Genomic DNA, 23,139 nt, shown 5'->3' on the forward strand with positions numbered 1-23,139 from the left:
ACTGCAGGGGGGACCCTGTGGGAGAGTAGGACGCCGCCGAACAATCATTGTGGGAAAGCCCCGCACCGTATGGTGCGGGGCTTTTCTGCGTTCTGAGGGGCTTTCGAGGGGAGGCCCCGCCCCCAAGGGACTCACCCCTCACAGTCGGCCGGCCGCCTTCAGAGCCAAATACGCGTCTGCGAGGGCCGGAGCGAGCTCGTCGGGGGTCGCGTCCACGACGGTGACGCCATGACGCTGGAGCTGTTCCGCCGTACGGAGGCGCTGGGACTGGGCCTGGGTTGCGGCGGCGGCCTCGTAGACGCCCTCGATCGAGCCGCGGGTGGTCGCCATGCGGGCGATGTGCGGGTCGGCGGGGGAGGCGATCAGGACCGTGTGGCGCTGGGTGAGTTGCGGGAGGACCGGGAGGAGGCCCTCTTCGATCGGGGAGGCGTCCAGGCCGGTGAGCAGGACGATGAGGGAACGGCGCGGGGCGCGGGCCAGTGCTGTGGCCGCCAGGCCGCGGGCGTAGGTCTCGACCAGCGAGGGTTCCAGCGGGGCGAGAGCGTCCACCACCGCGGGCAGGACGTCGTTCGCGGAGCGGCCTTGGACCTGGGCGCGGAGACGGCGGTCGTAGGCCACGAGGTCGACGCGGTCGCCGGCGCGGGAGGCGAGGGCGGTGAGCAGGAGGGCGGCGTCCATCGCGGCGTCGAGGCGGGGCACGTCGCCGACTCGGCCGGCCGAGGTGCGGCCGGTGTCCAGGACGATGAGGATGTGGCGGTCGCGCTCGGGACGCCAGGTGCGGACCGCGACCATGGACTGACGTGCGCTGGCCCGCCAGTCGATGGAGCGGGTGTCGTCACCGGGGACGTACTCGCGCAGGCTGTCGAACTCCGTTCCCTCACCGCGCGTCAGAACGCTGGTGCGGCCGTCGAGTTCACGGAGGCGTGCCAGGCGCGAGGGCAGGTGTTTGCGGCTGGTGAACGGCGGCAGGACGCGGACCGTCCAGGGGACCTCGTGGTTGCCCTGGCGGGCGGCGAGGCCGAGCGGGCCGTACGAGCGGACGGTGACGCGCTCTGCGCGCCGGTCGCCGCGGCGGGTCGGGCGCAGGGCCGTGGTGAGGCGACGGCGCTCGCCGGCGGGGACCGTCAGCTGCTGGCGCGCGGGGTTCTGGGCGGCGCTCGGGGCCCAGGCGTCACGGAGTTGGGCGCGCAGGCGGCGGCGGGACGGGTTGGTGACGGTGAGCTGGACGTCGGCTCTGTCACCCAGTCGAACTGACGTATCACCACTTCGGGTGAACTGCAGCGTTCGCACTGGCGCGGCCATCGCGTAGTCGCACAGAATTGCGAGTGTGAGCGGCGCGTTCACCGCCAGCATCCCCGTCCAACTGGGGGCGAGGATGCCGACGGGAAGCGACCCGATGGCGGCGAGCAGGGCGGTTCGTCCGGTGAGGGCCATGGGGCGCCGTTCTCAGCGGGGTACGGGGACGTGGGCGAGGATCGAGGTGAGGACGGAGTCCGTGGTGACTCCCTCCATCTCGGCCTCGGGCCGCAGTTGGATGCGATGGCGCAGGGTCGGCAGGGCCAGGGCCTTCACATCGTCCGGGGTGACGTAGTCCCGGCCGGTGAGCCAGGCCCAGGCGCGGGCGGTGGAGAGCAGTGCGGTGGCTCCTCGGGGGGAGACGCCGAGAGTGAGCGAGGGGGATTCACGCGTGGCACGGCAGATATCGACGACATAGCCGGCGATCTCGGGGGAGACCGCCACCTTGGTCACGGCCTCCCGGGCGGCCTCGAGTTCGGCGGGGCCGGCGACGGGGCGGACTCCGGCGGACTTCAGGTCGCGCGGGTCGAAGCCCTGGGCGTGGCGGGTGAGGACGTTGATCTCGTCCTCGCGTGAGGGCAGCGGGACCGTCAGCTTGAGCAGGAAGCGGTCGAGTTGGGCCTCGGGCAGCGGATAGGTGCCCTCGTACTCGACGGGGTTCTGGGTCGCGGCGACGAGGAACGGCTCGGGCAGTGGGCGGGGTGTGCCGTCCACGGTGACCTGGCGTTCCTCCATCGCCTCCAGGAGCGAGGACTGGGTCTTCGGGGGCGTCCGGTTGATCTCGTCGGCGAGCAGCAGGTTGGTGAAGACCGGGCCGGGCTGGAAGGAGAACTCGGCGGTCCGGGTGTCGTAGACGAGGGAGCCGGTGACGTCGCTCGGCATGAGGTCGGGCGTGAACTGGACGCGCTTGGTGTCGAGTTCGAGCGCGGCGGCGAGCGTCCGGACGAGGAGGGTCTTGGCGACGCCGGGGACGCCCTCCAGGAGCACGTGGCCCTTGCAGAGCAGGGCGACGACGAGACCGGTGACGGCTGGGTCCTGGCCGACCACGGCCTTCCCGATCTCGGTGCGCAGGGCCTCCAGGGAGGCGCGGGCGCGGTCCGAGCTCGGCACGGTCTCGGGGGTCGGGGCGCTCATGAGGTGCGTACCTCTCTTTCGAGGGCGTCGAGTTGGTCGGCGAGGCGGATCAGGGCGGCGTCGTCGGCGGGTGCCGGGCCGAAGAGGAGGTCCCGGTGGGCGGTCGCGTCGGCGGGGAGTCGGGCGGCCAGCGCCGGGAGGAGCAGATCGGAGGTGTGGGCGTCCTTGGCGGGGACGCCGAGGAGCGGGGCGATCCGGGTGCGGGTCGCGGTGCGCAGGACGGTCGCCGCGCGGTCGCGGGCGTCGGCCTTGCGGTAGAGGCGGGCGCGGCCCTCGGTGGCCTCGGAGGCGCGGACGGCGACGGGGAGTTGCTCGGTCACCAGGCGGCCGAGGCGGCGGCCGCGCCAGACGGCGGCGAGCAGGGCCGCGACGGCGAGCTGGAGGGTGCCCCACAGCCAGCCGGAGGGGACCAGGCCGAGGAAGGAGCCGGTGGGGTCGTCCGCGGCCTCGGGGTCGGTGGGCACATCCGTGAGCGAGGGGAGGTACCAGACGAGATGCGGGCGGGAGCCGAGGAGTTGGAGGGCCAGGGAGGCGTTGCCCTGCTGGGCGAGGCGCTTGTTGGTGAGGAGTTGCGAAGAGCCGAGCAGGACGGTGTCGGCGGTGCCCGCGCCGGGGACGCGGACCATGGTCGGCAGGCCGTCGGAGAGGTAGCAGGCGTCGGCCGTGGTCGTGCCGGTCCGGTAGCGCTCGCCGCCGAGTTGGACACTGCCGGCGCGGGTGGCGGCGGGCAGGGTGCAGCCGGGCTCGAGGGTCGCCGCCGTGGTGCTCGGGGCGGTGTCGACGTCGGGGACGAGAGTGCCTACGGACGGCAGGCCGGCGCCGAGGAGGACGGTGCGGCCGGACGAGCGGGTCATCGCCTCGTACAGGGTGGTCTGCTGGTCGTCGGTCAGCAGGTCCGGGGTGGTGACCAGGAGGGTGGTGTCGGCGCCGGTGCCGGCGGTGGCCTTGGCGAGGGTGTCGACCACGTCCACGGTGACGCCCCGGGCCTTGAGGAGTTCGGCGACGGCGCGGGCGCCGGAGGGGTCGGCGGAGCGCGGGTCGAGGTAGCCGCCACCGTGGTCCGCCGAGCGGACCGTGGCCAGGAGGGTCCCGCCGAGCAGGAGCAGGGCCAGGAGCACGAGCGTGCCGCGGGTGCGGGTCCAGAGCTGGCGGGGCGTGAGGGAGACCGAGGTGGTGCTGGTGGCCGAGCGGCTCATCGGGGCGCCTCCGTGAAGGCGGAGGCGACGCCGGCCGTGCCGAGGGACGGCTTGGTGCGTTCCAGGGCGGTGTCGAGCTGCTCGATGCGCCGGTACGCGGACTCGTCGGCCGTTCGGCCGCCGTACGTGACGTCGTCGAAGGCACGGGCGGCGGAGCGCAGCCCGTCGGCGTGGGCGGGCAGGGACCGGCCGGCTTCCGCGGCCGCCTCGTCGGCGGTGCGCCCGGGGCGGGAGTCGAGCAGGGTGCGCTCTTCGAGAGAGCGGACGATGGCCCGCATGCGTTCCTGGACGGCCTGGTTCCACTGGCCGGCGGAGGCGTGGCGGGCGGCGGCGGCCCGGTGTTCGGCGGCCGTGCGCGGGCCGTCGTCGAAGAGGGCGTCGCCGCCGCCGGAGGGCGCGCGACGGGGGGTGCTGAGGCGCCACCAGAGGGCGGCGACCAGGGCGATGACGACCAGGACGACGGCCACGACGCCGACGACGCCGCCGGGCGTCGCGCCGGCGGCCGCGTCGAAGAGGCCGCCGATCCAGTCCCAGAAGCGGTCGAGGGCGCGCTGGAGAAGACTGGGGTCGTTCTCGTGGTACATCGGCTTGGACAGCTCACGCTCCGCCGCCTCCCGGGCGGGGACGCGCGGGATGTCCACCGGTACGTCGCCGGCCGTTCCCCCCGTGACCCTCACGCCATCAGCCTCCCTGGCCGGCGAGTCCGGCGGCCCGGGTGAGCTCGATGTCGAGCGCCTCCCGGCGGATGCGCTGGTCGATGTAGAGGAGGACGGTCACTCCGGCCAGGAGCGGGTAGGTGACGGCGCTCGTGACGATCCCGCCGACACCGGTGATGAGCAGGAAGGACCAGCTGGTCTCGAATCCGCCACTGCTGATGCCGGAGAGTCCGTTGCCCGTGACGATCACCGCGATGATGCCGAAGGGCAGCGCGAGGATGAACGCGACGACGAGCACGATGAGCTGGGTGAGGACGCTGATGCCGAAGATGCGCCACCAGGAGCCCTGAACGAGCTTCGCCGAGCGCTTGAGGGCCTTGATGACGCCCTGGCGCTCCAGCATCAGGGCGGGCGAGGCCAGGCTGAAGCGGATCATCAGCCAGATCATGGCGACGAAGCCGCAGAGGCCGCCGACGGCGGTGAGGGCACCACCGCCTTCCGTCTCCCCGAGGAGCATGCCGGGCAGCATTCCGATGAGCATGACGGCGCCGCCGATCAGCGGCATCAGCAGGGTCAGCCCGAGCAGCTGGAGCAGCCGGGGGCGGGCCTCCTGCCAGGCGGTGGCGAGGTCGACGGGGCGGCCGAGGACGGCCCGGCTGATGACGATGGTGAGCAGAGCGGCGCTGATCAGCGTGGCGACGATCATGATCACATAGGCCGGGATCGAGGCGATCAGACTGGCCTTCATCGACTCGACGGCCTGGGCCATCGCCTCGGCGGGGCCGGCGTCCGGGTTGATCTCCGGGCGGGCCGGGATCAGATAGCGCTGGGTCAGGGTCTCCGCGATCTGCATGATCACCGCGACGGTGACCGACACGGTGAGAACGGTCCGCCAGTAGCGGCGCATCGTCGTCACGGCGCCGTCGAGGATCTCGCCCAGGGTCAGCGGGCGCAGCGGGATCACGCCCGGCTTCGCGGCCGCGGGCATGCCCCACTGGCCGTACGGGGGCTGCGCGCCCCAGCCCGGGCCGCCCTGGCCGCCGTGTGCGCGAGCCGGTGCCTGCGGCGGTGCGGCCTGCCCGGGACCGGTCGGCGACTGCCACTGGCCGGCGGCCGGCTGCTGCTGGGACCACTGGGGGGCGGAGCCGTTCGTGTCACCGGGCGTGCCGCTCGGGCCGTCGGCGGGGGCGGATCCGGGCGAGGTCCAGCCCGGAGTGTCGTTCACGGTGGTCCACCTCGAGGATTGGTCGCGGTGCCGGATCGCCGAACCGGCTTGGTCTCAACGGCCGTCCGCCCGGCAGGGCGGCGGACCGGGAGCCATCGTGCCACGCGGGACCCGCCCACGGGCGGGCAGTTCCTCCTCGGCCTTCCCACCGGGGCGGTCGCGGTCCGGACTGTGCCGAATGCCGTTCCCGACGTACGGAACGGCGGCGGGGTCCCGCGCCGAGGCGGGCGTCGTGCACCGCATGGCGGAGATCGGCATCACGGTCAGCCACGCCGTAGGCGCACGACGGGGTTCGGCAGGTGCTCGCCGGCGCGCTCCGCGACGAAGGCGCCGGCCGAGTCGTCCCCGGGGCTGGTCGATCACCTCGCTGAATCGATCTCCTCACCCGAGTCGTCCGAGGCGGGCTGAGAACGGGCCCGGTCCTCCCCATGGGCCGATGTCGGCCGCGCGAGGTACGGTTCTGGGCGACCAGCGGGGGCCACGGGGGGCCACGGGGGTGACATCCATGTCTGACATCAACACCCACAGACACCGGCGGTTCACGGCGGGCAAACAGGGACGTCACCGCAGGTCAGTGAGGTATCTCACCAGCCGCCTTGAGACTGATACGGAAATGGGATGATGTCGATATGAAGGGACGCGTTCTTGTCGTCGACGACGACACCGCACTCGCCGAGATGCTCGGGATCGTGCTGCGGGGTGAAGGTTTCGAGCCGTCGTTCGTGTCGGACGGTGACAAGGCACTCGCCGCTTTCCGTGAGGCCAAGCCGGATCTGGTGCTGCTCGACCTGATGCTGCCCGGTCGGGACGGCATCGAGGTGTGCCGGCTGATCCGGGCCGAGTCCGGGGTACCGATCGTCATGCTCACGGCCAAGAGCGACACGGTCGACGTCGTCGTGGGTCTGGAGTCCGGGGCCGACGACTACATCGTGAAGCCGTTCAAGCCGAAGGAGCTCGTCGCCCGCATCCGGGCGCGGCTGCGGAGGTCCGAGGAGCCGGCGCCGGAGCAGCTGACCATCGGTGACCTGGTCATCGACGTGGCGGGGCACTCCGTGAAGCGGGACGGGCAGTCGATCGCCCTGACGCCGCTCGAGTTCGACCTGCTGGTCGCGCTGGCCCGCAAGCCGTGGCAGGTGTTCACGCGCGAGGTGCTCCTGGAGCAGGTGTGGGGCTACCGGCACGCCGCCGACACCCGTCTGGTGAACGTGCACGTGCAGCGGCTGCGCTCGAAGGTCGAGAAGGACCCCGAGCGCCCGGAGATCGTCGTGACCGTCCGCGGTGTCGGCTACAAGGCGGGACCGAGCTGACATGACCAAGGGCAGTGCTGCTCCCAAGGCCGGGGACCCTGGGGTCCGTGCGGGGCGGGCTGCCGGACCGGGGCGGGGGGGCCGAGGTCTGGGCCGTCTCCTCCAGGACGGAACACCGGGCGGACCCGCGTTCCGGCTGATCGCGCGCTGGGTGCGCCGTCCGCTGCTGCCCGCCGTACGCCTGTGGCGCCGCAACCTGCAGGTGCGGGTGGTCGCGGGCACCCTGCTCATGTCGCTCGGCGTGGTGCTGCTGCTCGGTCTGGTCGTCATCGGCCAGGTCCGCAACGGCCTGCTCGACGCCAAGGAGAAGGCCGCGCAGAGCCAGGCCGCCGGTGGGTTCTCCGCCGCGCAGGACCGGGCCGCGACCACGCAGCCCGCGCCCGGCGAGCAGGACGGCGGCCGCGCCGGGTCCTCGGTGAACTGGCGCTCCACGCTCGTCGAGCAGCTCGCCAGCGGCGGCCAGAGCGCGTTCAACGTGGTCGCGCTCTCCCTGGAGACCGGCGACACCGCCAGCCGCGGCGCCCGCGCCTCCGGCGAGGTCGACCCGACCACGAGCATCCCCGACGAGCTGCGGCACAACGTCGCGCAGGGCACCAACACCTTCCAGACGTACGCCCGCATCCACTACACCAGCGGCAAGCCGTCCGAGCCCGGTCTGGTGGTCGGCAAGCGGCTCAACGACGCCGACGGCCAGCCGTACGAGCTCTACTACCTCTTCCCGCTCACGCAGGAAGGGGACTCCCTCGCCCTGGTCAAGGCCACCCTGGCCACCGCCGGGCTGTTCGTCGTCGTCCTGCTCGGCGCCATCGCGTGGCTCGTGGTGCGGCAGGTCGTCACCCCCGTGCGGATGGCCGCCGGGGTCGCCGAGCGGCTGTCGGTCAACGGCCTCCAGGAGCGCATGAAGGTCACCGGCGAGGACGACATCGCGCGCCTCGGCGAAGCCTTCAACAAGATGGCGCAGACCCTTCAGCTGAAGATCCAGCAGCTGGAGGAGCTGTCCCGGATGCAGCGGCGGTTCGTCTCCGACGTCTCGCACGAGCTGCGCACCCCGCTGACCACCGTACGGATGGCGGCCGACGTCATCCACGACGCGCGCGCCGACTTCGACCCGGTCACCGCGCGCTCCGCCGAACTCCTCGGCGACCAGCTCGACCGCTTCGAGTCGCTGCTCTCCGACCTCCTGGAGATCAGCCGCTTCGACGCGGGCGCGGCGGCGCTCGAGGCCGCGCCGATAGACCTGCGCGAGGTGGTGCGACGCGTCATCGGCGGCGCCGAGCCGCTGGCCGAGCGCAAGGGCAGCCGCATCGTCGTCGTCGGCGACGAGCAGCCCGTGGTGGCCGAGGCGGACGCCCGCCGGGTCGAGCGGGTGCTGCGCAACCTGGTCGTGAACGCCGTCGAGCACGGCGAGGGCAAGGACGTGATCGTGCGCCTCGCCGCCGCGGGCGGCGCCGTCGCCGTGGCCGTACGGGACTACGGCGTCGGCCTGAAGCCCGGCGAGGCGACCCGCGTCTTCAACCGGTTCTGGCGCGCCGACCCGGCCCGCGCCCGCACCACCGGCGGTACGGGCCTCGGCCTGTCGATCGCCGTCGAGGACGCGCGGCTGCACGGCGGCTGGCTCCAGGCGTGGGGCGAGCCCGGTGGCGGCTCCCAGTTCCGGCTGACCCTGCCCCGTACCGCTGACGAGCCGCTGCGTGGCTCCCCCATCCCGCTGGAACCGGACGACTCGCGGCGCAACCGCGAGCAGGCGGCCCTGGGCGGGGCGGCCGGTGCGGGTTCGGGTGCCGGTGTCGCGTCCGGTGGGCGGCTCGCGGGCGTACCGGTGCAGGCGACCGGGGCGGCCGGGGCCGCTCGTACGGCTCTGCCCGTACCGCCGCGGATACCGCCGGCGCCGCGCGCCACGGTAGATCCGACGGCCCTGCCGGGCAGCGGAGCCCGGGTGGTCGCCCTGTCCGCGGAGACGGCCGACGGCGACAGTGGTGAGGCGATGGCGTCGACGCGCGCCGAGCGGGAGGACGGAACTGGTGGGCGCTGACCATCGAGGGAAGCGGGAGACCCTGGGGCGGGAACGGTCGGCGGCCGGGCGTTCGGCGGCGGGCCGGTCGGTGGCTGAGGGTTCGGCGACGGAACGGTCGGTGGCCGGACCTTTGGTAGCCGGACGGTCGGCGGCCGGGCCTTCCGCGGCGGGACGGTCGGCGGCGGGTTGGTCGACGGCTGGGCTGGCCGCGGCCGGGCGGGTCGGGCGGGGTGTTGTGCTCGCCGCCTGTGGGGCGCTCGTGGTGACCGGGTGTGCCGGGATGCCCGACAGCGGGGACGTGCAGGCGGTCAAGGCGTCCAACGCCGGGGACTCGCAGGTGCGGGTGTACGCGGTGGCGCCGCGCGACAACGCCGACCCCGACGAGATCGTCGACGGCTTCCTGGAGGCCATGACGAGTGACGACCCCGGGTTCGCGACGGCGCGGAAGTACCTGACGAAGCAGGCCGCGCGGACGTGGAGGCCGGAGGAGAGCATCACGGTGCTCACCACCGCGCCCGACCGCGACCAGGCCGACCGGCCCGGTGACCCGGACAGCCAGGGGCGGACGTTCCCGATCTCGGGGCGGCGGATCGCGGAGGTCGACGCGAGGCACGCGTACCGGCCGGAGGTGCCGTCCGAGTTCGACACGGCCATCCACGTGGTGCAGCAGCCGTCGGCGGACGGCAAGAGCAAGGAGTGGCGCATCGACAGCCTGCCGCGGGGCCTGGTGCTCGGCGAGGCGGACTTCCTGCGCAACTACCGCTCGGTCAACAAGTACTACTTCGCCTCCGGCGAGAGCTGGCTGGTCGCCGACCCCGTCTACATCCGGCAGCGCCAGGACCCCGTCACCCGGATGGATTCGGTGACGCAGACCGTCAAGGCGCTCCTCGACGGCCCGACGAAGTGGCTCGGCCCGGCGGTCGACTCGCGCTTCCCGTCCGGTACGGAGCTGCGGGAGGACGTCAGGTCGCTGACGCCCGACGACCAGTCCACCCTGAAGGTCCCGCTCAACGCCAAGGCCGACAACGTCAACGCGCCGGCCTGCAAGGGCATGGCGGCACAGCTGCTGTTCACGCTGGGCGACCTGACGTCGGTGCGGGTCGAGCAGGTCGAGATCCTGGGCAGCAAGGGCAACCGGCTGTGCCTGCTCGGCAAGGGGCAGGCGCTGCAGGAGTTCTCGCCGGTCCGCAACCCCGGCCGGGGCGAGAACCCGTACTTCGTCGACGAGCACGAGCGGCTGATGATGCTGTCGGTCGGCGGCCGCCAGCCGGACAAGCCGGCCGAGGTGCCCGGCCCGTTCGGCAAGGGCGCGGTGCCGCTGCGGTCCGTGGCGGTGGACCGCGAGGAGAACCGCGCGGCCGCGATCGTGAACGACGGGCGCGAGCTGCGCGTCGGCTCGATCACCACCGAGGAGGAGCTCCCGGCGCCGGTCGTGATCAGCAGCGCCCTGCGGCCCGACGACCGGCTGTCGGCGCCCAGCTGGGACGGCCGCGGTGACCTGTGGGTCGCCGACCGCAACCCGCTGAAGCCGCGGCTGTGGCTCGTGCCCGGCGGCCAGGGCGAGCGGGTCGAGGTCGGCACGCCGTGGCTCCGGGACGGCGCCCGCGTCGAGTCGCTGCGGGTCTCCGCGGACGGTGTGCGGATGGCGCTGCTCGTGACCCGGGACCGCCGCACCACCCTGCAGATCGGCCGGGTGGAGCGCACGGTCGAGGACGGCCACGTCGAGGTCACCGTCAAGGACCTGCAGGACGCGGCGCCCCGCCTGGAGTCGGTCACCGCCGTCTCCTGGGCCGGACCGAGCCGGCTCGTCGTGGTCGGCACGGAGAAGGGGGGCGTGCAGCAGGTGCGGTACGTCCAGACCGACGGCTCCACCTCGGCGACGTCCGTCCTCCCGGGCCTGAACGGGGTCACGTCGGTGGCCGCGCCGTACGGGGCGGACCAGAGCGCCCCGGTGGTCGCGAACTCCGGGAACGACGGCATCGTGCGGCTCGTGCCGGGCGCGAACTGGCAGCCGGTGGTGAAGGCGGGCAGCTCGCCGGTCTACCCGGGCTGAGCCACCCGCGACCCCCGCCGCCCCCGGCGCGCCGCACGCTGAGCGTGCGGCGCGCCGGGCGACGCTTACGGTGAGTGCGCCGCGTGCCGGGCGACGCTTACGGTGAGTGCGCTTCGCGCACGGCGCCCTCACGGCGAGCGTCTTTCGCACCGGGCGACTCCAACTGGTGAGGCCCCACTGCGAGCCCCCTCTGGCGGGTGCCCGCGCTGCGGAGGCTCCGCGCCCCGCGACACCCGCATCTGCGCGACTCCCACCCGGAGCGCGCCGCGCGCCGGGCGACGCTCACGTGAGTCCGCTCCGCGCGGGTGCCCCTCACGCTGCGCGCCCCTCGCTGCATGGGCCCTCACGCTGTGCGCCTCCCGCGCCGGGCGGCCCCACCGGCGCGCCTCCCGCGCCGGGCGGCCCCACCGGCGCGCCTCCCGCGCTGCAGGGGGCCCGCGCTGCGCGGGCCCCACACCAAGTGCGCCCCACACCAAGTGCGCCCCACACCAAGTGCGCCCCACACCAAGTGCGCCCCACACCAAGTGCGCCCCGCGCCTCCGTGTCGGCGCCTCCACGCCCTGCGCCCCTCACTTCCGCCGCCCCGCGCCCCGCAGTTCTCGGCGGCCGTGCTCGTTGTCCACAGGGTGTTGTCCACAGGGGTGGCCGGGGGCGTCGGGCCGGAGGACAGTAGTGGCATGCAGGGGTGGTGGCGAGAGGTTGCCGGGCTGGTGCTGCCGGTCTCCTGCGGAGGATGCGGGAGACCCCGTACGGCGCTGTGCCCGCCGTGCGAGGCCGAGCTCACCGGGAGCGGGCCGGGCAGGGTGCGGCCGGTGCCCGAGCCTGCGGGGCTGCCGGTGGTGCATGCCGCGGCGCCGTACGAGGGTGCGGTACGCGAGGTGCTCCTCGCCCACAAGGAGCGCGGCGCGCTGCCGCTCGCCGGGCCCCTCGGGGCGGCGCTGGCCGGGGCCGTGGTGGCCGCTGCCGGCGGCTTGGGCGGACCCGGGGACGGGCCGCTGCTTCTCGTACCGGTGCCGTCCTCGCGGCGCTCCGTGCGGGCGCGTGGCCACGATCCGACGCGGCGGATCGCGTTGGCCGCGGCCGGGCGGCTGCGGCGTGCGGGGCCGGCGGCGCGGGTGCTGCCGGCGCTGCGGCAGCGGCGGTGGGTCGCCGACCAGTCGGGGCTCGGCGCGGGGGAGCGGCTGGCGAACCTGGCGGGGGCGCTGGAGGTCGCGGCAGGCGCGGCGCGGCTGCTCGACGAGGCCGAGCGGGCGGGCGGACGGGTGGTGCTCGTGGACGACCTGATGACCACGGGGGCCTCGCTCGCGGAGGCGGCGCGGGCGCTCGCGGCGGCCCGGCCCGCGGCGGGCGGAGTACACCGTCCGTTCACGTTTCACGGATTAACGCACAGCTCGAAGGGAGGCGCGGCGGAAGGCCTATTCGAACGCCCGGTGGCGGCGGTAGTCGCATCCTCTCCGGCCTCGTTCGAAATAAACCGGAACTCACGGGGAAGTTGCATCGTTGCAGGTGGTGAGAGGTGAAAGCACCCGAATGAAGGTAAGTGGCCGCACCGGGTGCCGACACCCGTCCGAACGAGCTATGTTCGGTTGTGAGGAATGGCGAATGCCACGCCTCACCGAATGCACGGGTGCGCCTACAGGACAGGAGTTCAAGGCGAATTAACCTCGGGTTGGTGGGGTGGGGAGCTTGTCGGCTGGGGAGGAGGAGGTCAGGTCGCCAAGTCCGAGACTCCGGTAATCGCCGGAGTCTGGTGCAAAGGGAGAAGCTCGCCGGCCAAGGAGCCGTACCGAGTGATCCGGGAACGGAGTTCTGCGTGGACATCGTCGTCAAGGGCCGCAAGACCGAGGTGCCCGAGCGGTTCCGGAAGCACGTGGCCGAGAAGCTGAACCTGGAGAAGATCCAGAAGCTCGACGGCAAGGTGATCAGCCTCGACGTCGAGGTGTCCAAGGAGACCAACCCGCGGCAGGCCGACCGGTCCGACCGTGTGGAGATCACCGTCCATTCCCGAGGCCCGGTGATCCGGGCGGAAGCGTCAGCAGGCGACCCGTACGCAGCGCTCGACCTCGCCCACGGAAAGCTGGAGGCCCGGCTGCGCAGGCAGCACGACAAGCGGTTCACCCGCCGCGGCACCGGCAGGCTGTCGGCCGCCGAGGTGCCCGACGTGGTGCCGGGTGTCGCCCAGCTCAACGGAAGCGGCGAGCTCGTGCCGGAAGAGCCCGACGTGCCCACCACGATGATGGGCTCGATCGAGGTCCAGGGCGAAGGGCCGCTGGTAGTCCGGGAGAAGACCCACAAGGCCGCTCCCATGAGCCTCGGCCAGGCGCTCTACGAGATGGAGCTGGTCGGGCACGACTTCTATCTTTTCGTCGACGCCGACACCAAGCTGCCGAGTGTCGTCTACCGACGGCACGCGTACGACTTCGGCGTCATCCGAGTGGAGAACGACCCGTTCGCCGAGTCCGAGGGGGGCGGCGCCGGCGGCGCGCTCGGCGGCTGACCCACCGTTATCGACCCGGTCGCGGACGATCCTGACATGGTGCCCCTGGAGCGCCCGGAGCGCTCCCAGGGGCACCCCTGTGCGACCGTGCGCGCCCCCGTGCGACCACGGGATCACCTGGTTGTCGCCGCGGCATGAAATCATGGCGGGCATGCCAACCGGTGCTCCCCGAGCAGCGGTTGGGGACCGAAAAGCGAATCAGTACACGACTTCAGGCCACGGCCTTCAGGGGGAGGAACCATGGCGGACAGCTTCGGGCCGGTGCACGGCGGGCGGGAGCCCGAGAGCACGATGAACCCGGGGGGAATGGATTCGGCCAACGGCCCGTCACGGGGCGAGCCGATCCGCGTCCTCGTCGTGGACGATCACGCCCTTTTCCGCCGCGGTCTGGAGATCGTTCTCGCGCAGGAAGAGGACATCCAGGTCGTCGGCGAGGCGGGCGACGGTGCCGAGGCCGTGGACAAGGCCGCGGATCTGCTGCCCGACATCGTCCTGATGGACGTCCGGATGCCCAAGCGCGGCGGTATCGAGGCCTGCACCTCCATCAAGGAGGTCGCCCCCAGCGCGAAGATCATCATGCTGACGATCAGCGACGAGGAGGCGGACCTCTACGACGCGATCAAGGCGGGTGCGACCGGCTATCTCCTGAAGGAGATCTCCACCGACGAGGTCGCCACCGCGATCCGCGCGGTCGCCGACGGGCAGTCGCAGATCAGCCCGTCGATGGCGTCGAAGCTCCTCACCGAGTTCAAGTCGATGATCCAGCGCACCGACGAGCGCCGGCTCGTGCCCGCGCCCCGGCTGACCGATCGCGAGCTGGAGGTCCTCAAGCTCGTCGCGACCGGCATGAACAACCGGGACATCGCCAAGGAGCTGTTCATCTCCGAGAACACCGTGAAGAACCACGTCCGCAACATCCTGGAGAAGCTGCAGCTGCACTCCCGGATGGAGGCGGTGGTCTACGCGATGCGGGAGAAGATCCTCGAGATCCGCTGACGGGCGCCCGCCGACCGGCGCCCGCCGAGCGGCGCCCGCCGACCGGCGCCTGCCGAACGGCGCCCGCCGAGCGGCGCCTGTCGAACGGCGCCTGCCGACGGCTCTGTCCACCGGCCCCGTCCATTGGCTCCCGTCGACCGACCCTGTCCATCGGCCCCGTCGGCCGGCCGCCGTCGACCGGCCGTCCGGTGGGAGGCCTCAGCCGAGGGCCTTGATCAGCTCCGGGGCCAGTTCCGGGGTGTCCACCCGCTCCACCGCCACCGCGTCGCAGCCCACCCACTCGGCGGCCTCGCGCAGCGCTTGCGCCACCGCCGGGACCGCCTTCGCGCCGTCCAGCGTCACCTGGCGGGCGACCAGGGTCCGGCCGTCGCGCGCCGGGTCCACGCGGCCCACGAGCCGGCCGCCGGACAGGACGGGCATCGCGAAGTACCCGTACACCCGCTTCGGCTTGGGCACGTACGCCTCGAGGCGGTGCGTGAAGCCGAAGATGCGCTCGGTGCGGGGCCGCTCCCAGATCAGCGAGTCGAACGGCGAGAGCAGCGTCGTCCGGTGCCGGCCGCGCGGCTCGGTCGCGAGCGCCGCCGGGTCCGCCCATGCCGGCTTCCCCCAGCCCGCCACCGTGACCGGCACGAGCCCCGAGTCCGCCACGACCGCGTCGAACGCCTCGGCCTTGATCCGGTGGTAGTCGGCGATGTCGGCGCGGGTGCCGACGCCGAGGGCCTCGCCCGCCTGCCGTACGAGACGGCGCAGACACTCCGTGTCGTCGAGGTCGTCGTGGAGCAGGCCGTCCGGGATCGCGCGCTCGGCCAGGTCGTACACGCGCTTCCAGCCGCGCCGCTCGGTGACCACCACCTCGCCGTACATCAGCGCCCGCTCCACGGCGATCTTCGAGTCGGACCAGTCCCACCACTCGCCCTTGTTCTTGGCCCCGCCCAGCTCGGTCGCGGTCTGCGGGCCCTCGGCGCGCAGCTGCGCGATCACCGCGTCGTACGCCGCCGGGGAGAGCTTGTGGCCCCAGTGCGGGCGGTCGCGGTAGGCGCGGCGGCGGAAGGCGAAGAGCGGCCACTCCTCGACGGGCAGGATGCAGGCGGCGTGCGACCAGTACTCGAAGGCGTGGCCGTCGGTCCAGTACGCGTCCTCGACGGTGCGGCGGCCGACCGCGCCGAGGCGCGCGTACGGGATGAGCTCGTGCGAGCGGGCGAGGACCGAGATGGTGTCCAGCTGGACCTGTCCGAGGTGCCGCAGCACGCCCCGCACCCCCGCCCGCCGGTCGGGGGCTCCCAGGAAGCCCTGGGCCCGCAGGGCGATCCGGCGGGCGTCGTCGGCGGACAGTTCGGCGGCGGGGCGAGGAGCGGCAGTCATGATCCGCACCCTAGAGGGCACCACTGACACCGGGCGGAGCTTTCGAAGGGTCGGCCGGGGCGCCAGGCAAGGTGGCCGGAGTCGGCCCCTGGCGGGCCAGGCCGGCAGAGCGCTCCCAGCTGCCCTGCGGGCTGGCCCCGACTGGCCTGCGGCTGCCCTGCGGGCTGGCCCCGACTGGCCTGCGGCTGCCCTGCGGGCTGGCCCCCCGCCCCCTTCGGGCGGGCTCTCCCGGACGCCTTCCGGAGCGCTGGCGCAGCCCCTCCCGGCCGTCTCGGGGTGGGGCCAGTCCGTCCCGCCCCGGGCTGTCTAGCGGCGGGCCATCCGGCCGACCGCCTCCCCGCCGGCCCCTCCGGCTGGCCCCCGACCGCCTCACCAGGGCCCCGACCGCCTTCCAGCGGCCCGACCGCCTCCCCGGCGCCCCGACCGCTTTCCCAGCGGCCCCGACCCTCTCCCGGCGGCCACGTGGCCCGCCCCCCAGCCCCCTCAGTCCTCCGGCGTCGCCCTCGGTGGCAGGTACGGGAGCGGGGACGGCAGGCCGAGGTCGGAGGGGAGGAGGGAGCCGAGCCAGCAGTCACGGACCGTGCCGTTGTTGACGAGGCCGGCGCGCTCCACGCCCTCCACCGTGAAGCCGACGCGTTCGGCGACGGCTCGTGAGGGGGCGTTGCCGACCTCGGCGCGCCAGAGGAGGCGGTGGACGCCGAGGGAGCCGATGGCCCAGCGGGCGAGGGCGGTGACGGCCTCCGTCATGTAGCCGTGGCCGCGGTGCTCCTTGGCCAGCCAGTAGCCGACCTCGCGGACGCCCGGGCCACGCGCGTGCAGGCCGGTCGCGGCGAGCAGCGGGCCGCCCTCCAGGGGTTCCACGGCGAAGACGTACTCGCCGTCCAGGCGCCAGCCCTCCGGGGCGATGCGGGTCACGAAGAGTTCGGCGTCCGCCCGGCCGTACGGGGACGGGACGGTGGTCCAGCGCTGGATGTCGGGGTCCTGACAGGCGTCGTACACCGCGTCGGCGTCCTCCGGGGTGAACGGGCGCAGGCGCAGCCGGTCGGTGCTCAGTGTGATGGGCTCCATGACGAAATTGTGGTGACCCGCCCGCGCGGGGGCGAACACTTTTCGGGCCGGGCGGCACCTTCCGGCGGCCTCGTGCGTTCTTCCTGTGTGAGGCGCGAGGGCCTGTCCGGCGGACCAGGCGCGGCCCCGGCGGTGAGCCGCCGGACAGGTCCTGGGGACGGAAGCGGGGGCTCCGGCCCTGCGGGCCTCCCTCCGCGAGGGCGGTCTCGCTTACGATGGCCGTTGCGGTGGGGACCACCTGCCGTGCCCGCGCCCGAGTCATGACAACGACCCAGTGCCAGGCCCGACCGGCAAGGAGACCAGCCTCAGTGTCCGTCTTCCACAAGCTCATGCGTGCAGGCGAAGGCAAGATCCTGCGCAAACTGCACCGCATCGCGGACCAGGTCAACTCCATCGAAGAGGACTTCGTCAACCTCTCCGACGCCGAGTTGCGGGCGCTCACCGACGAGTACAAGCAGCGGTACGCCGACGGCGAGAGCCTTGACGACCTGCTCCCCGAGGCCTTCGCCACCGTCCGCGAGGCGGCCAAGCGCGTCCTCGGTCAGCGCCACTACGACGTGCAGATCATGGGCGGTGCCGCCCTCCACCTCGGCTACGTGGCCGAGATGAAGACCGGTGAGGGCAAGACCCTCGTCGGCACGCTCCCCGCGTACCTGAACGCGCTGTCCGGCGACGGCGTGCACCTGATCACGGTGAACGACTACCTCGCCGAGCGCGACTCCGAGATGATGGGCCGCGTCCACCGCTTCCTCGGTCTGACGGTGGGCTGCATCCTCGCGAACATGACGCCGGCGCAGCGCCGCGAGCAGTACGCCTGCGACATCACGTACGGCACGAACAACGAGTTCGGCTTCGACTACCTGCGCGACAACATGGCGTGGTCCCAGGACGAGCTCGTCCAGCGCGGCCACAACTACGCGTGCGTCGACGAGGTCGACTCCATCCTCGTCGACGAGGCCCGTACGCCGCTGATCATCTCCGGCCCGGCCGACCAGGCCACCAAGTGGTACGGCGACTTCGCCAAGCTGGTCACCCGCCTCACCAAGGGCGAGCCCGGCAACCCGATGAAGGGCATCGAGGAGACCGGCGACTACGAGGTCGACGAGAAGAAGCGCACGGTCGCCATCCACGAGGCCGGCGTCGCCAAGGTCGAGGACTGGCTGGGCATCGACAACCTGTACGAGTCGGTCAACACCCCGCTCGTCGGTTACCTGAACAACGCCATCAAGGCCAAGGAACTCTTCAAGAAGGACAAGGACTACGTCGTCATCGACGGCGAAGTCATGATCGTCGACGAGCACACCGGCCGTATCCTCGCCGGCCGCCGTTACAACGAGGGCATGCACCAGGCCATCGAGGCCAAGGAGGGCGTGCCGATCAAGGACGAGAACCAGACGCTCGCCACGATCACCCTCCAGAACTTCTTCCGCCTCTACAACAAGCTCTCCGGCATGACCGGTACGGCCATGACCGAGGCGGCCGAGTTCCACCAGATCTACAAGCTGGGCGTCGTCCCGATCCCGACGAACAAGCCCATGCAGCGCAAGGACCAGCCGGACCTGATCTACCGGACCGAGGTCGCCAAGTTCGCCGCCGTCGTCGACGACATCGCGGACAAGCACGAGAAGGGCCAGCCGGTCCTCGTCGGCACCACCTCGGTCGAGAAGTCCGAGTACCTGTCGCAGCAGCTCAGCAAGCGCGGCATCCCGCACGAGGTCCTCAACGCCAAGCACCACGAGCGCGAGGCCGCGATCGTCGCCCAGGCGGGCCGCCGCGGCGCCGTCACGGTCGCCACGAACATGGCCGGCCGCGGTACGGACATCAAGCTCGGCGGCAACCCCGACGACCTCGCCGAGGCGGAGCTGCGCCAGGCAGGTCTCGACCCGGTCGAGCACGTCGAGGAGTGGGCCGCGGCCCTGCCGGGCGCCCTGGAGCGCGCGGAGAAGGCCGTGAAGGCGGAGTTCGAGGAGGTCAAGGAGCTCGGCGGCCTGTACGTCCTGGGCACCGAGCGCCACGAGTCCCGCCGTATCGACAACCAGCTGCGCGGTCGTTCCGGCCGTCAGGGCGACCCGGGCGAGTCCCGCTTCTACCTGTCGCTCGGCGACGACCTGATGCGCCTCTTCAAGGCCCAGATGGTCGAGCGGGTCATGGCCATGGCCAACGTCCCGGACGACGTGCCGATCGAGAACAAGATGGTCACCCGCGCCATCGCCTCCGCGCAGGGCCAGGTCGAGTCCCAGAACTTCGAGACGCGCAAGAACGTCCTGAAGTACGACGAGGTGCTCAACCGGCAGCGCGAGGTCATCTACGGCGAGCGCCGCCGCGTCCTGGAGGGCGAGGACCTGCACGAGCAGGTGCGCCACTTCATGGACGACACGATCGACGACTACATCCGCCAGGAGACCGCCGAAGGCTTCGCCGAGGAGTGGGACCTGGACCGGCTGTGGAACGCGTTCAAGCAGCTCTACCCGGTCAAGGTCACGATCGAGGAGCTGGAGGAGGCGGCCGGGGACCGCGCGGGCATCACCGCCGAGTTCATCGCCGAGTCCGTCAAGAACGACATCCACGAGCAGTACGACGCCCGCGAGAAGCAGCTCGGCTCCGACATCATGCGTGAGCTGGAGCGCCGGGTCGTTCTGTCGGTCCTCGACCGCAAGTGGCGCGAGCACCTCTACGAGATGGACTACCTCCAGGAGGGCATCGGCCTGCGCGCGATGGCGCAGAAGGACCCGCTGGTCGAGTACCAGCGCGAGGGCTTCGACATGTTCTCCGCGATGATGGAGGGCATCAAGGAGGAGTCCGTCGGCTACCTGTTCAACCTGGAGGTCCAGGTCGAGCAGCAGGTCGAGGAGGTCCCGGTGCAGGACGCGGCCAAGTCCCTGGACAAGGAGGACGCGACCGTCCCGGCGGGCGCCGCCCGTCCGGAGATCCGCGCCAAGGGCCTGGAAGCCCCGCAGCGCCCCGACCGCCTGCACTTCTCGGCGCCGAAGGTCGACGGCGAGGGTTCGGTCGTCGAGGGCGACTTCGCGTCGGACGGCGACGCGGCCGAGGGCGACGGCCTGACGCGCGCGGAGCGCCGGAAGGCGCAGAAGAGCGCGGGCGGGCGTCGCCGCAAGAAGTAGCCGTGCGGGTAGCTGTGCGGTAGTCGTGTACGAAGCCGAGGGGTCGGTCGCCGGGTGGCGGCCGGCCCCTTCGGCTTGGGGCCGTGGTCGCGGGTCGTTGTCGGCCGCTTCGGCGTGTGAGGTCGTGGTCGCCCCGGTACGGGCCCCCCGCGGCTTGGGGCCGTCTCTCAAGCGCTCGGCAGGCCGTCCAGTTCCACCGCCGCGCAGCGCCAGCGCCGGTCGGAGCCGCGTTCGAGGCGGAAGGCCATGGCGCGGACGCGGTCGCCGGTGGCGACGGTGGCCCAGGCCTCCAGGGCGCCGTCGGCCGGCGGGTGGAAGCGGCAGGCGCGCAGCACCGGGCGCGGGCCGGAGGAGCGCAACGGCGTCTCCGGGGCGAGCTGGACCAGCTGCTCGTACGCCTCGCCGATCGTGTGGCCGAGCATCCAGTGCACCGGCCGTTCCCCGCTCAGCACCGCGAGGAGCTTCTCGGCGAACACCAGGTGCGGCGGCGCCATCCGCCGCGGGGCGGCCCCGGCGCGGCCCCGAGGACCGGTGCCGGCGGGGCCGCGGGGGCGCAGGGTGTTCGTGGTCATGGGATCCCCGTTCGTCGCGATGAGTGACCGTTTGATACCAGTCGGTAACTTCCTGGGCATCTTGTACGGGGGAGGCAGGCCCGCTCGCAAGGGGCGCCCGGCCTGCGGGGGTCACGCAGAGCGATTCACCGATCAGGGTGATGGCGGGCGCGTGCAGCGGGCGGGACAGGATGCGCAGGCCCTCGTACGCGCACCTCGGGGCGTCAACCCCGTACGGCGGTCCGTGCGACCGTCCGGGCCGCCGGGGTGATGGGGGTCCGCCCCCGAAAGGGGACTCCGCACGTATCCTGAGGGCGTCTCCGACTACGAAAGCGGCCAGCCATGCGCGTGTACGTCCCTCTGACCCTCCCCGGTCTCGCACAGGCGCACAAGGACGGCGAGCTGGGCCCCGGGCCGCTCACCGCCTATGCCGTCACCCCCGCGCTGCGCGAGTGGTACGTCTCCGACGACATCGAGGAGCTGGAGTACGCCGCCCTCAACCGCGCCGCCGCCGCCTCGCTGCGGATGCTCGCCGGTGACCCCGGGGCGGCCAGGCGGCGGGTCGTCGTCGCCGTCGACGTGGCCGACAAGGACGCCGTCGTCGACCCCGACCGCGGGCTCGACGCGAGCGCGCTCGGTGAGGTCCGTATCGCCGCCGCCGTACCGCTGGCCAAGGCCGCCGCCGTACACGCCGACGCCGACGACGCCGAGACCGACGTCGCCGCCGCTGCCGCCGCGCTCGGCGCCGCGGACCTGGGCGACGACGACGCTCAGTTCGTCGTCGACGGGGCGGAGGACCACGAGCTGCTGTGGTTCGGGGTACAGGAGATCCCCGCGCTCCTCGGCTGACTCTCCCGGCCGGCCCTGGCCGGCCCTGCCCGGCCGCCCGGCCTGACCTGGCGTGACTGTCCGTTCCGGCAGGTACCGTGGCTTCCCATGGGTAAGCACGCGAAGCATCTGGTCTGGGACTGGAACGGCACTCTGCTCGACGACATCGGCGCGGTCATCGGCGCCACCAACGCGGCCTTCGCCGAGCTGGGGCTGGAACCGATCACCCTGGAGCGGTACCGGGAGCTCTACACGGTGCCGGTGCCCAAGTTCTACGAGCGGCTGATGGGGCGGCTGCCCACCGAGGAGGAGTGGCTGCTCATGGACGGCGCCTTCCACCGGCACTACTGGGTCCAGGCCGAGGGAGCCCAGCTCACGGCGGGCGCGGCGGAGCTGCTCGCCGCACGGCAGGCGTCCGGCTTCACGCAGTCGCTGCTCTCGCTCGCGCCGCACGACGACCTGATACCGCTCGTGCGGCAGCACGGGATCGCCGAGCGCTTCGTGCGGGTCGACGGGCGGACCGACCGGTCACCGGACGGGAAGTCGGGGCACATGGTGCGGCATCTGGCGGCGCTGGAGGGCGTGCCGGCGGAGCGGGTGGTCGTCATCGGGGACGCGGCCGATGACGCGGTTGCCGCGGCGCATGTGGGCGCGAAGGCGGTGCTTTACACCGGAGGGTCGCACAGTCGGGCGTCGCTGGAGCGGGTCGGCGTGCCCGTCGTCGACACGCTCGCCGAGGCCGTCGCCGTCGCGGACGAGCTGGTCTAGGGGGCGAGACACCCCCTAGGGCCACCAGGGGAGCGCGCGGGGGGGCATACGTGCCGCCCCTGCGGAACGTATGCCCACAGTCCACCCGGCGAGGGTGCGGCGAATGACCGCACCCTCCCAGGGGCGTCTACGCCTTCGCCTCCCTCAGCACCTTCAGGAACTCGCGCATCCAGCTCGGGTGGTCCGGCCAGGCCCGTGAGCTGACCAGGCGGCCGTCCACCACCGCCTCCGTGTCCTGGAAGGTCGCGCCCGCCGCCTGCATGTCGAGTTCGAGGGCGGGGTACGCGGTGACGTGACGGCCGTCGAGGCTGCCGAGAGCGGCCGTGAGGAGCGGACCGTGGCAGATCTGGGCGACGGGCTTGTCGGCGTCGAAGAAGGACTTGAGGATCTTGCGGAGTTCCGGGTCGTTGCGGAGGTACTCCGGTGCGCGGCCGCCCGGGATGACGACGGCGACGTAGTCGCCCGGGTCGACCTCGGAGAAGGCGAGGTCGGCCGGCCAGGTGTAGCCCGGCTTCTCGGTGTACGTGTCGTAGCCCGGCTCGAAGTCGTGGACGACGAAGCGGAGCTGCTTGCGGGACGGGGCCGCGATGTCGACCTCGTACCCCTCTTCGAGGAGCCGCTGGTACGGGTACATCACCTCCAGCGACTCCGCCGCGTCCCCCGTCACGATCAAGATCTTCGCCATGGCGACTCCCAGATCCGTCAGATCCCTGATGTCGGTATGTCTCGGTGCGTCTCGGTGAGTGCCCCGGGGAACCATGCGTCGCTGTCCACAGTGTCAAACTTCCGGCCCCGCTTTTGTACACATAAGGACCATGACGGTGTGGGGGTCAACAGCGATAGGCTTTTCCCGTGATCAGCGCGATATGCCGCGGGGGCAACGCAGCCCCCGGCTTCCGCCCGGTCCGCCACCGCGGCCGGGCCGACGGCGCGTTCGCCGATCCCTTCCGTCCGGGCCGTACCCACGCCCGCGGCACGACACCCACCGTGGCCGAGAACGACCCGGACATCTCTCATCGCGGCATAACGTCGACCCAGACCGGTACCACCGCGTCGTGGCGTTGTG

General features: G+C 72.6%; 18 protein-coding genes. 9 read left to right on the forward strand and 9 right to left on the reverse strand.

From position 1 onward, the window contains the following. Positions 1 to 138: 138 nt before the first annotated feature. From ACIRSU_RS33865 to ACIRSU_RS33885, 5 genes are read right to left on the reverse strand one after another with little or no spacing between them, the layout of a single operon-like run. Positions 139 to 1,434, reverse strand: a complete 1,296-nt coding sequence (locus ACIRSU_RS33865) for a DUF58 domain-containing protein (RefSeq protein WP_403800623.1) — start codon at positions 1,432 to 1,434, stop codon at positions 139 to 141. A gap of 12 nt (positions 1,435 to 1,446) precedes the next feature. Next, positions 1,447 to 2,430: an AAA family ATPase gene (locus ACIRSU_RS33870; protein ID WP_403800626.1), complete on the reverse strand. Its 984-nt coding sequence runs from the start codon at positions 2,428 to 2,430 to the stop codon at positions 1,447 to 1,449. Next, positions 2,427 to 3,626: a DUF4350 domain-containing protein gene (locus ACIRSU_RS33875; RefSeq protein ID WP_403800628.1), complete on the reverse strand. Its 1,200-nt coding sequence runs from the start codon at positions 3,624 to 3,626 to the stop codon at positions 2,427 to 2,429. Before ACIRSU_RS33875 ends, ACIRSU_RS33870 begins: the two co-directional genes overlap by 4 nt. Continuing rightward, positions 3,623 to 4,303 (reverse strand): DUF4129 domain-containing protein, encoded by a 681-nt coding sequence (locus tag ACIRSU_RS33880; protein ID WP_403800630.1) that lies wholly within the window; start codon positions 4,301 to 4,303, stop codon positions 3,623 to 3,625. Before ACIRSU_RS33880 ends, ACIRSU_RS33875 begins: the two co-directional genes overlap by 4 nt. Before the next feature lie 4 nt (positions 4,304 to 4,307). Beyond that, positions 4,308 to 5,507 carry a hypothetical protein gene (locus ACIRSU_RS33885; protein WP_403800632.1) on the reverse strand — a complete coding sequence of 400 codons (1,200 nt, stop codon included), beginning with the start codon at positions 5,505 to 5,507 and terminating at the stop codon, positions 4,308 to 4,310. A gap of 629 nt (positions 5,508 to 6,136) precedes the next feature. On the opposite strand from ACIRSU_RS33885, the gene mtrA reads away from it, so the two are divergent. The 6 genes from mtrA (at position 6,137) to ACIRSU_RS33915 (ending at position 14,374) form a co-directional block, all read left to right on the forward strand. After that, positions 6,137 to 6,814 (forward strand): two-component system response regulator MtrA, encoded by a 678-nt coding sequence (mtrA, locus tag ACIRSU_RS33890; RefSeq protein WP_197990047.1) that lies wholly within the window; start codon positions 6,137 to 6,139, stop codon positions 6,812 to 6,814. Position 6,815: 1 nt separating this feature from the next. Beyond that, positions 6,816 to 8,846: an MtrAB system histidine kinase MtrB gene (gene mtrB, locus ACIRSU_RS33895; protein ID WP_403800636.1), complete on the forward strand. Its 2,031-nt coding sequence runs from the start codon at positions 6,816 to 6,818 to the stop codon at positions 8,844 to 8,846. 262 nt (positions 8,847 to 9,108) lie between these two features. Beyond that, positions 9,109 to 10,881, forward strand: a complete 1,773-nt coding sequence (locus tag ACIRSU_RS33900) for an LpqB family beta-propeller domain-containing protein (protein WP_403800639.1) — start codon at positions 9,109 to 9,111, stop codon at positions 10,879 to 10,881. 677 nt (positions 10,882 to 11,558) lie between these two features. After that, positions 11,559 to 12,401 (forward strand): ComF family protein, encoded by an 843-nt coding sequence (locus ACIRSU_RS33905; RefSeq protein WP_403800642.1) that lies wholly within the window; start codon positions 11,559 to 11,561, stop codon positions 12,399 to 12,401. A 293-nt stretch (positions 12,402 to 12,694) separates the two neighbouring features. Beyond that, positions 12,695 to 13,378 carry a ribosome hibernation-promoting factor, HPF/YfiA family gene (gene hpf / locus ACIRSU_RS33910; protein ID WP_403800646.1) on the forward strand — a complete coding sequence of 228 codons (684 nt, stop codon included), beginning with the start codon at positions 12,695 to 12,697 and terminating at the stop codon, positions 13,376 to 13,378. A 240-nt stretch (positions 13,379 to 13,618) separates the two neighbouring features. Next, the gene (locus tag ACIRSU_RS33915) at positions 13,619 to 14,374 is read left to right on the forward strand and encodes a response regulator (RefSeq protein WP_403800650.1); all 756 of its coding nucleotides are present in this window, start codon (positions 13,619 to 13,621) and stop codon (positions 14,372 to 14,374) included. Positions 14,375 to 14,572: 198 nt separating this feature from the next. Here the strand turns inward: ACIRSU_RS33915 and ACIRSU_RS33920 are convergent, their stop codons facing one another. Beyond that, entirely contained in the window at positions 14,573 to 15,736 is a 1,164-nt protein-coding gene (locus ACIRSU_RS33920) for a winged helix-turn-helix domain-containing protein (RefSeq protein ID WP_403800653.1), read from the reverse strand. A 483-nt stretch (positions 15,737 to 16,219) separates the two neighbouring features. After that, the gene (locus ACIRSU_RS33925) at positions 16,220 to 16,804 is read right to left on the reverse strand and encodes a GNAT family N-acetyltransferase (protein ID WP_403800656.1); all 585 of its coding nucleotides are present in this window, start codon (positions 16,802 to 16,804) and stop codon (positions 16,220 to 16,222) included. 308 nt (positions 16,805 to 17,112) lie between these two features. Between ACIRSU_RS33925 and secA the strand changes: the two genes are divergently transcribed. Beyond that, entirely contained in the window at positions 17,113 to 19,926 is a 2,814-nt protein-coding gene (gene secA, locus ACIRSU_RS33930) for a preprotein translocase subunit SecA (protein ID WP_403800659.1), read from the forward strand. A gap of 167 nt (positions 19,927 to 20,093) precedes the next feature. On the opposite strand, the gene ACIRSU_RS33935 is transcribed toward secA, so the two are convergent. Continuing rightward, positions 20,094 to 20,498, reverse strand: a complete 405-nt coding sequence (locus ACIRSU_RS33935) for an Rv3235 family protein (protein ID WP_403800662.1) — start codon at positions 20,496 to 20,498, stop codon at positions 20,094 to 20,096. A 321-nt stretch (positions 20,499 to 20,819) separates the two neighbouring features. Here ACIRSU_RS33935 and ACIRSU_RS33940 point away from each other — a divergent pair, with 321 nt between their 5' ends. Together ACIRSU_RS33940 and ACIRSU_RS33945 are read left to right on the forward strand one after the other, a co-directional pair. Beyond that, positions 20,820 to 21,326: a DUF6912 family protein gene (locus ACIRSU_RS33940; protein WP_403800665.1), complete on the forward strand. Its 507-nt coding sequence runs from the start codon at positions 20,820 to 20,822 to the stop codon at positions 21,324 to 21,326. 87 nt (positions 21,327 to 21,413) lie between these two features. Next, on the forward strand, positions 21,414 to 22,073 hold the full coding sequence (locus ACIRSU_RS33945) for an HAD family hydrolase (protein ID WP_403800667.1): 660 nt from the start codon (positions 21,414 to 21,416) through the stop codon (positions 22,071 to 22,073). A gap of 127 nt (positions 22,074 to 22,200) precedes the next feature. Here the strand turns inward: ACIRSU_RS33945 and ACIRSU_RS33950 are convergent, their stop codons facing one another. After that, positions 22,201 to 22,758 (reverse strand): DJ-1/PfpI family protein, encoded by a 558-nt coding sequence (locus ACIRSU_RS33950; protein WP_403800670.1) that lies wholly within the window; start codon positions 22,756 to 22,758, stop codon positions 22,201 to 22,203. Positions 22,759 to 23,139: the final 381 nt, after the last annotated feature.

Source organism: Streptomyces sp. NPDC101160 (assembly GCF_044768205.1).
In the GTDB taxonomy this organism is placed as follows: domain Bacteria; phylum Actinomycetota; class Actinomycetes; order Streptomycetales; family Streptomycetaceae; genus Streptomyces.

Excerpts from the sequence above, each read along its gene's own strand:
- ACIRSU_RS33865 (WP_403800623.1), bottom strand. The coding sequence starts at position 1,434 with ATGGCCCTCACCGGACGAACCGCCCTGCTCGCCGCCATCGGGTCGCTT.
- ACIRSU_RS33870 (WP_403800626.1), bottom strand. The coding sequence starts at position 2,430 with ATGAGCGCCCCGACCCCCGAGACCGTGCCGAGCTCGGACCGCGCCCGC.
- ACIRSU_RS33875 (WP_403800628.1), bottom strand. The coding sequence starts at position 3,626 with ATGAGCCGCTCGGCCACCAGCACCACCTCGGTCTCCCTCACGCCCCGC.
- mtrA (WP_197990047.1), top strand. The coding sequence starts at position 6,137 with ATGAAGGGACGCGTTCTTGTCGTCGACGACGACACCGCACTCGCCGAG.
- mtrB (WP_403800636.1), top strand. The coding sequence starts at position 6,816 with ATGACCAAGGGCAGTGCTGCTCCCAAGGCCGGGGACCCTGGGGTCCGT.
- ACIRSU_RS33900 (WP_403800639.1), top strand. The coding sequence starts at position 9,109 with ATGCCCGACAGCGGGGACGTGCAGGCGGTCAAGGCGTCCAACGCCGGG.
- ACIRSU_RS33905 (WP_403800642.1), top strand. The coding sequence starts at position 11,559 with ATGCAGGGGTGGTGGCGAGAGGTTGCCGGGCTGGTGCTGCCGGTCTCC.
- ACIRSU_RS33915 (WP_403800650.1), top strand. The coding sequence starts at position 13,619 with ATGGCGGACAGCTTCGGGCCGGTGCACGGCGGGCGGGAGCCCGAGAGC.
- ACIRSU_RS33920 (WP_403800653.1), bottom strand. The coding sequence starts at position 15,736 with ATGACTGCCGCTCCTCGCCCCGCCGCCGAACTGTCCGCCGACGACGCC.
- ACIRSU_RS33925 (WP_403800656.1), bottom strand. The coding sequence starts at position 16,804 with ATGGAGCCCATCACACTGAGCACCGACCGGCTGCGCCTGCGCCCGTTC.
- ACIRSU_RS33935 (WP_403800662.1), bottom strand. The coding sequence starts at position 20,498 with ATGACCACGAACACCCTGCGCCCCCGCGGCCCCGCCGGCACCGGTCCT.
- ACIRSU_RS33940 (WP_403800665.1), top strand. The coding sequence starts at position 20,820 with ATGCGCGTGTACGTCCCTCTGACCCTCCCCGGTCTCGCACAGGCGCAC.
- ACIRSU_RS33945 (WP_403800667.1), top strand. The coding sequence starts at position 21,414 with ATGGGTAAGCACGCGAAGCATCTGGTCTGGGACTGGAACGGCACTCTG.
- ACIRSU_RS33950 (WP_403800670.1), bottom strand. The coding sequence starts at position 22,758 with ATGGCGAAGATCTTGATCGTGACGGGGGACGCGGCGGAGTCGCTGGAG.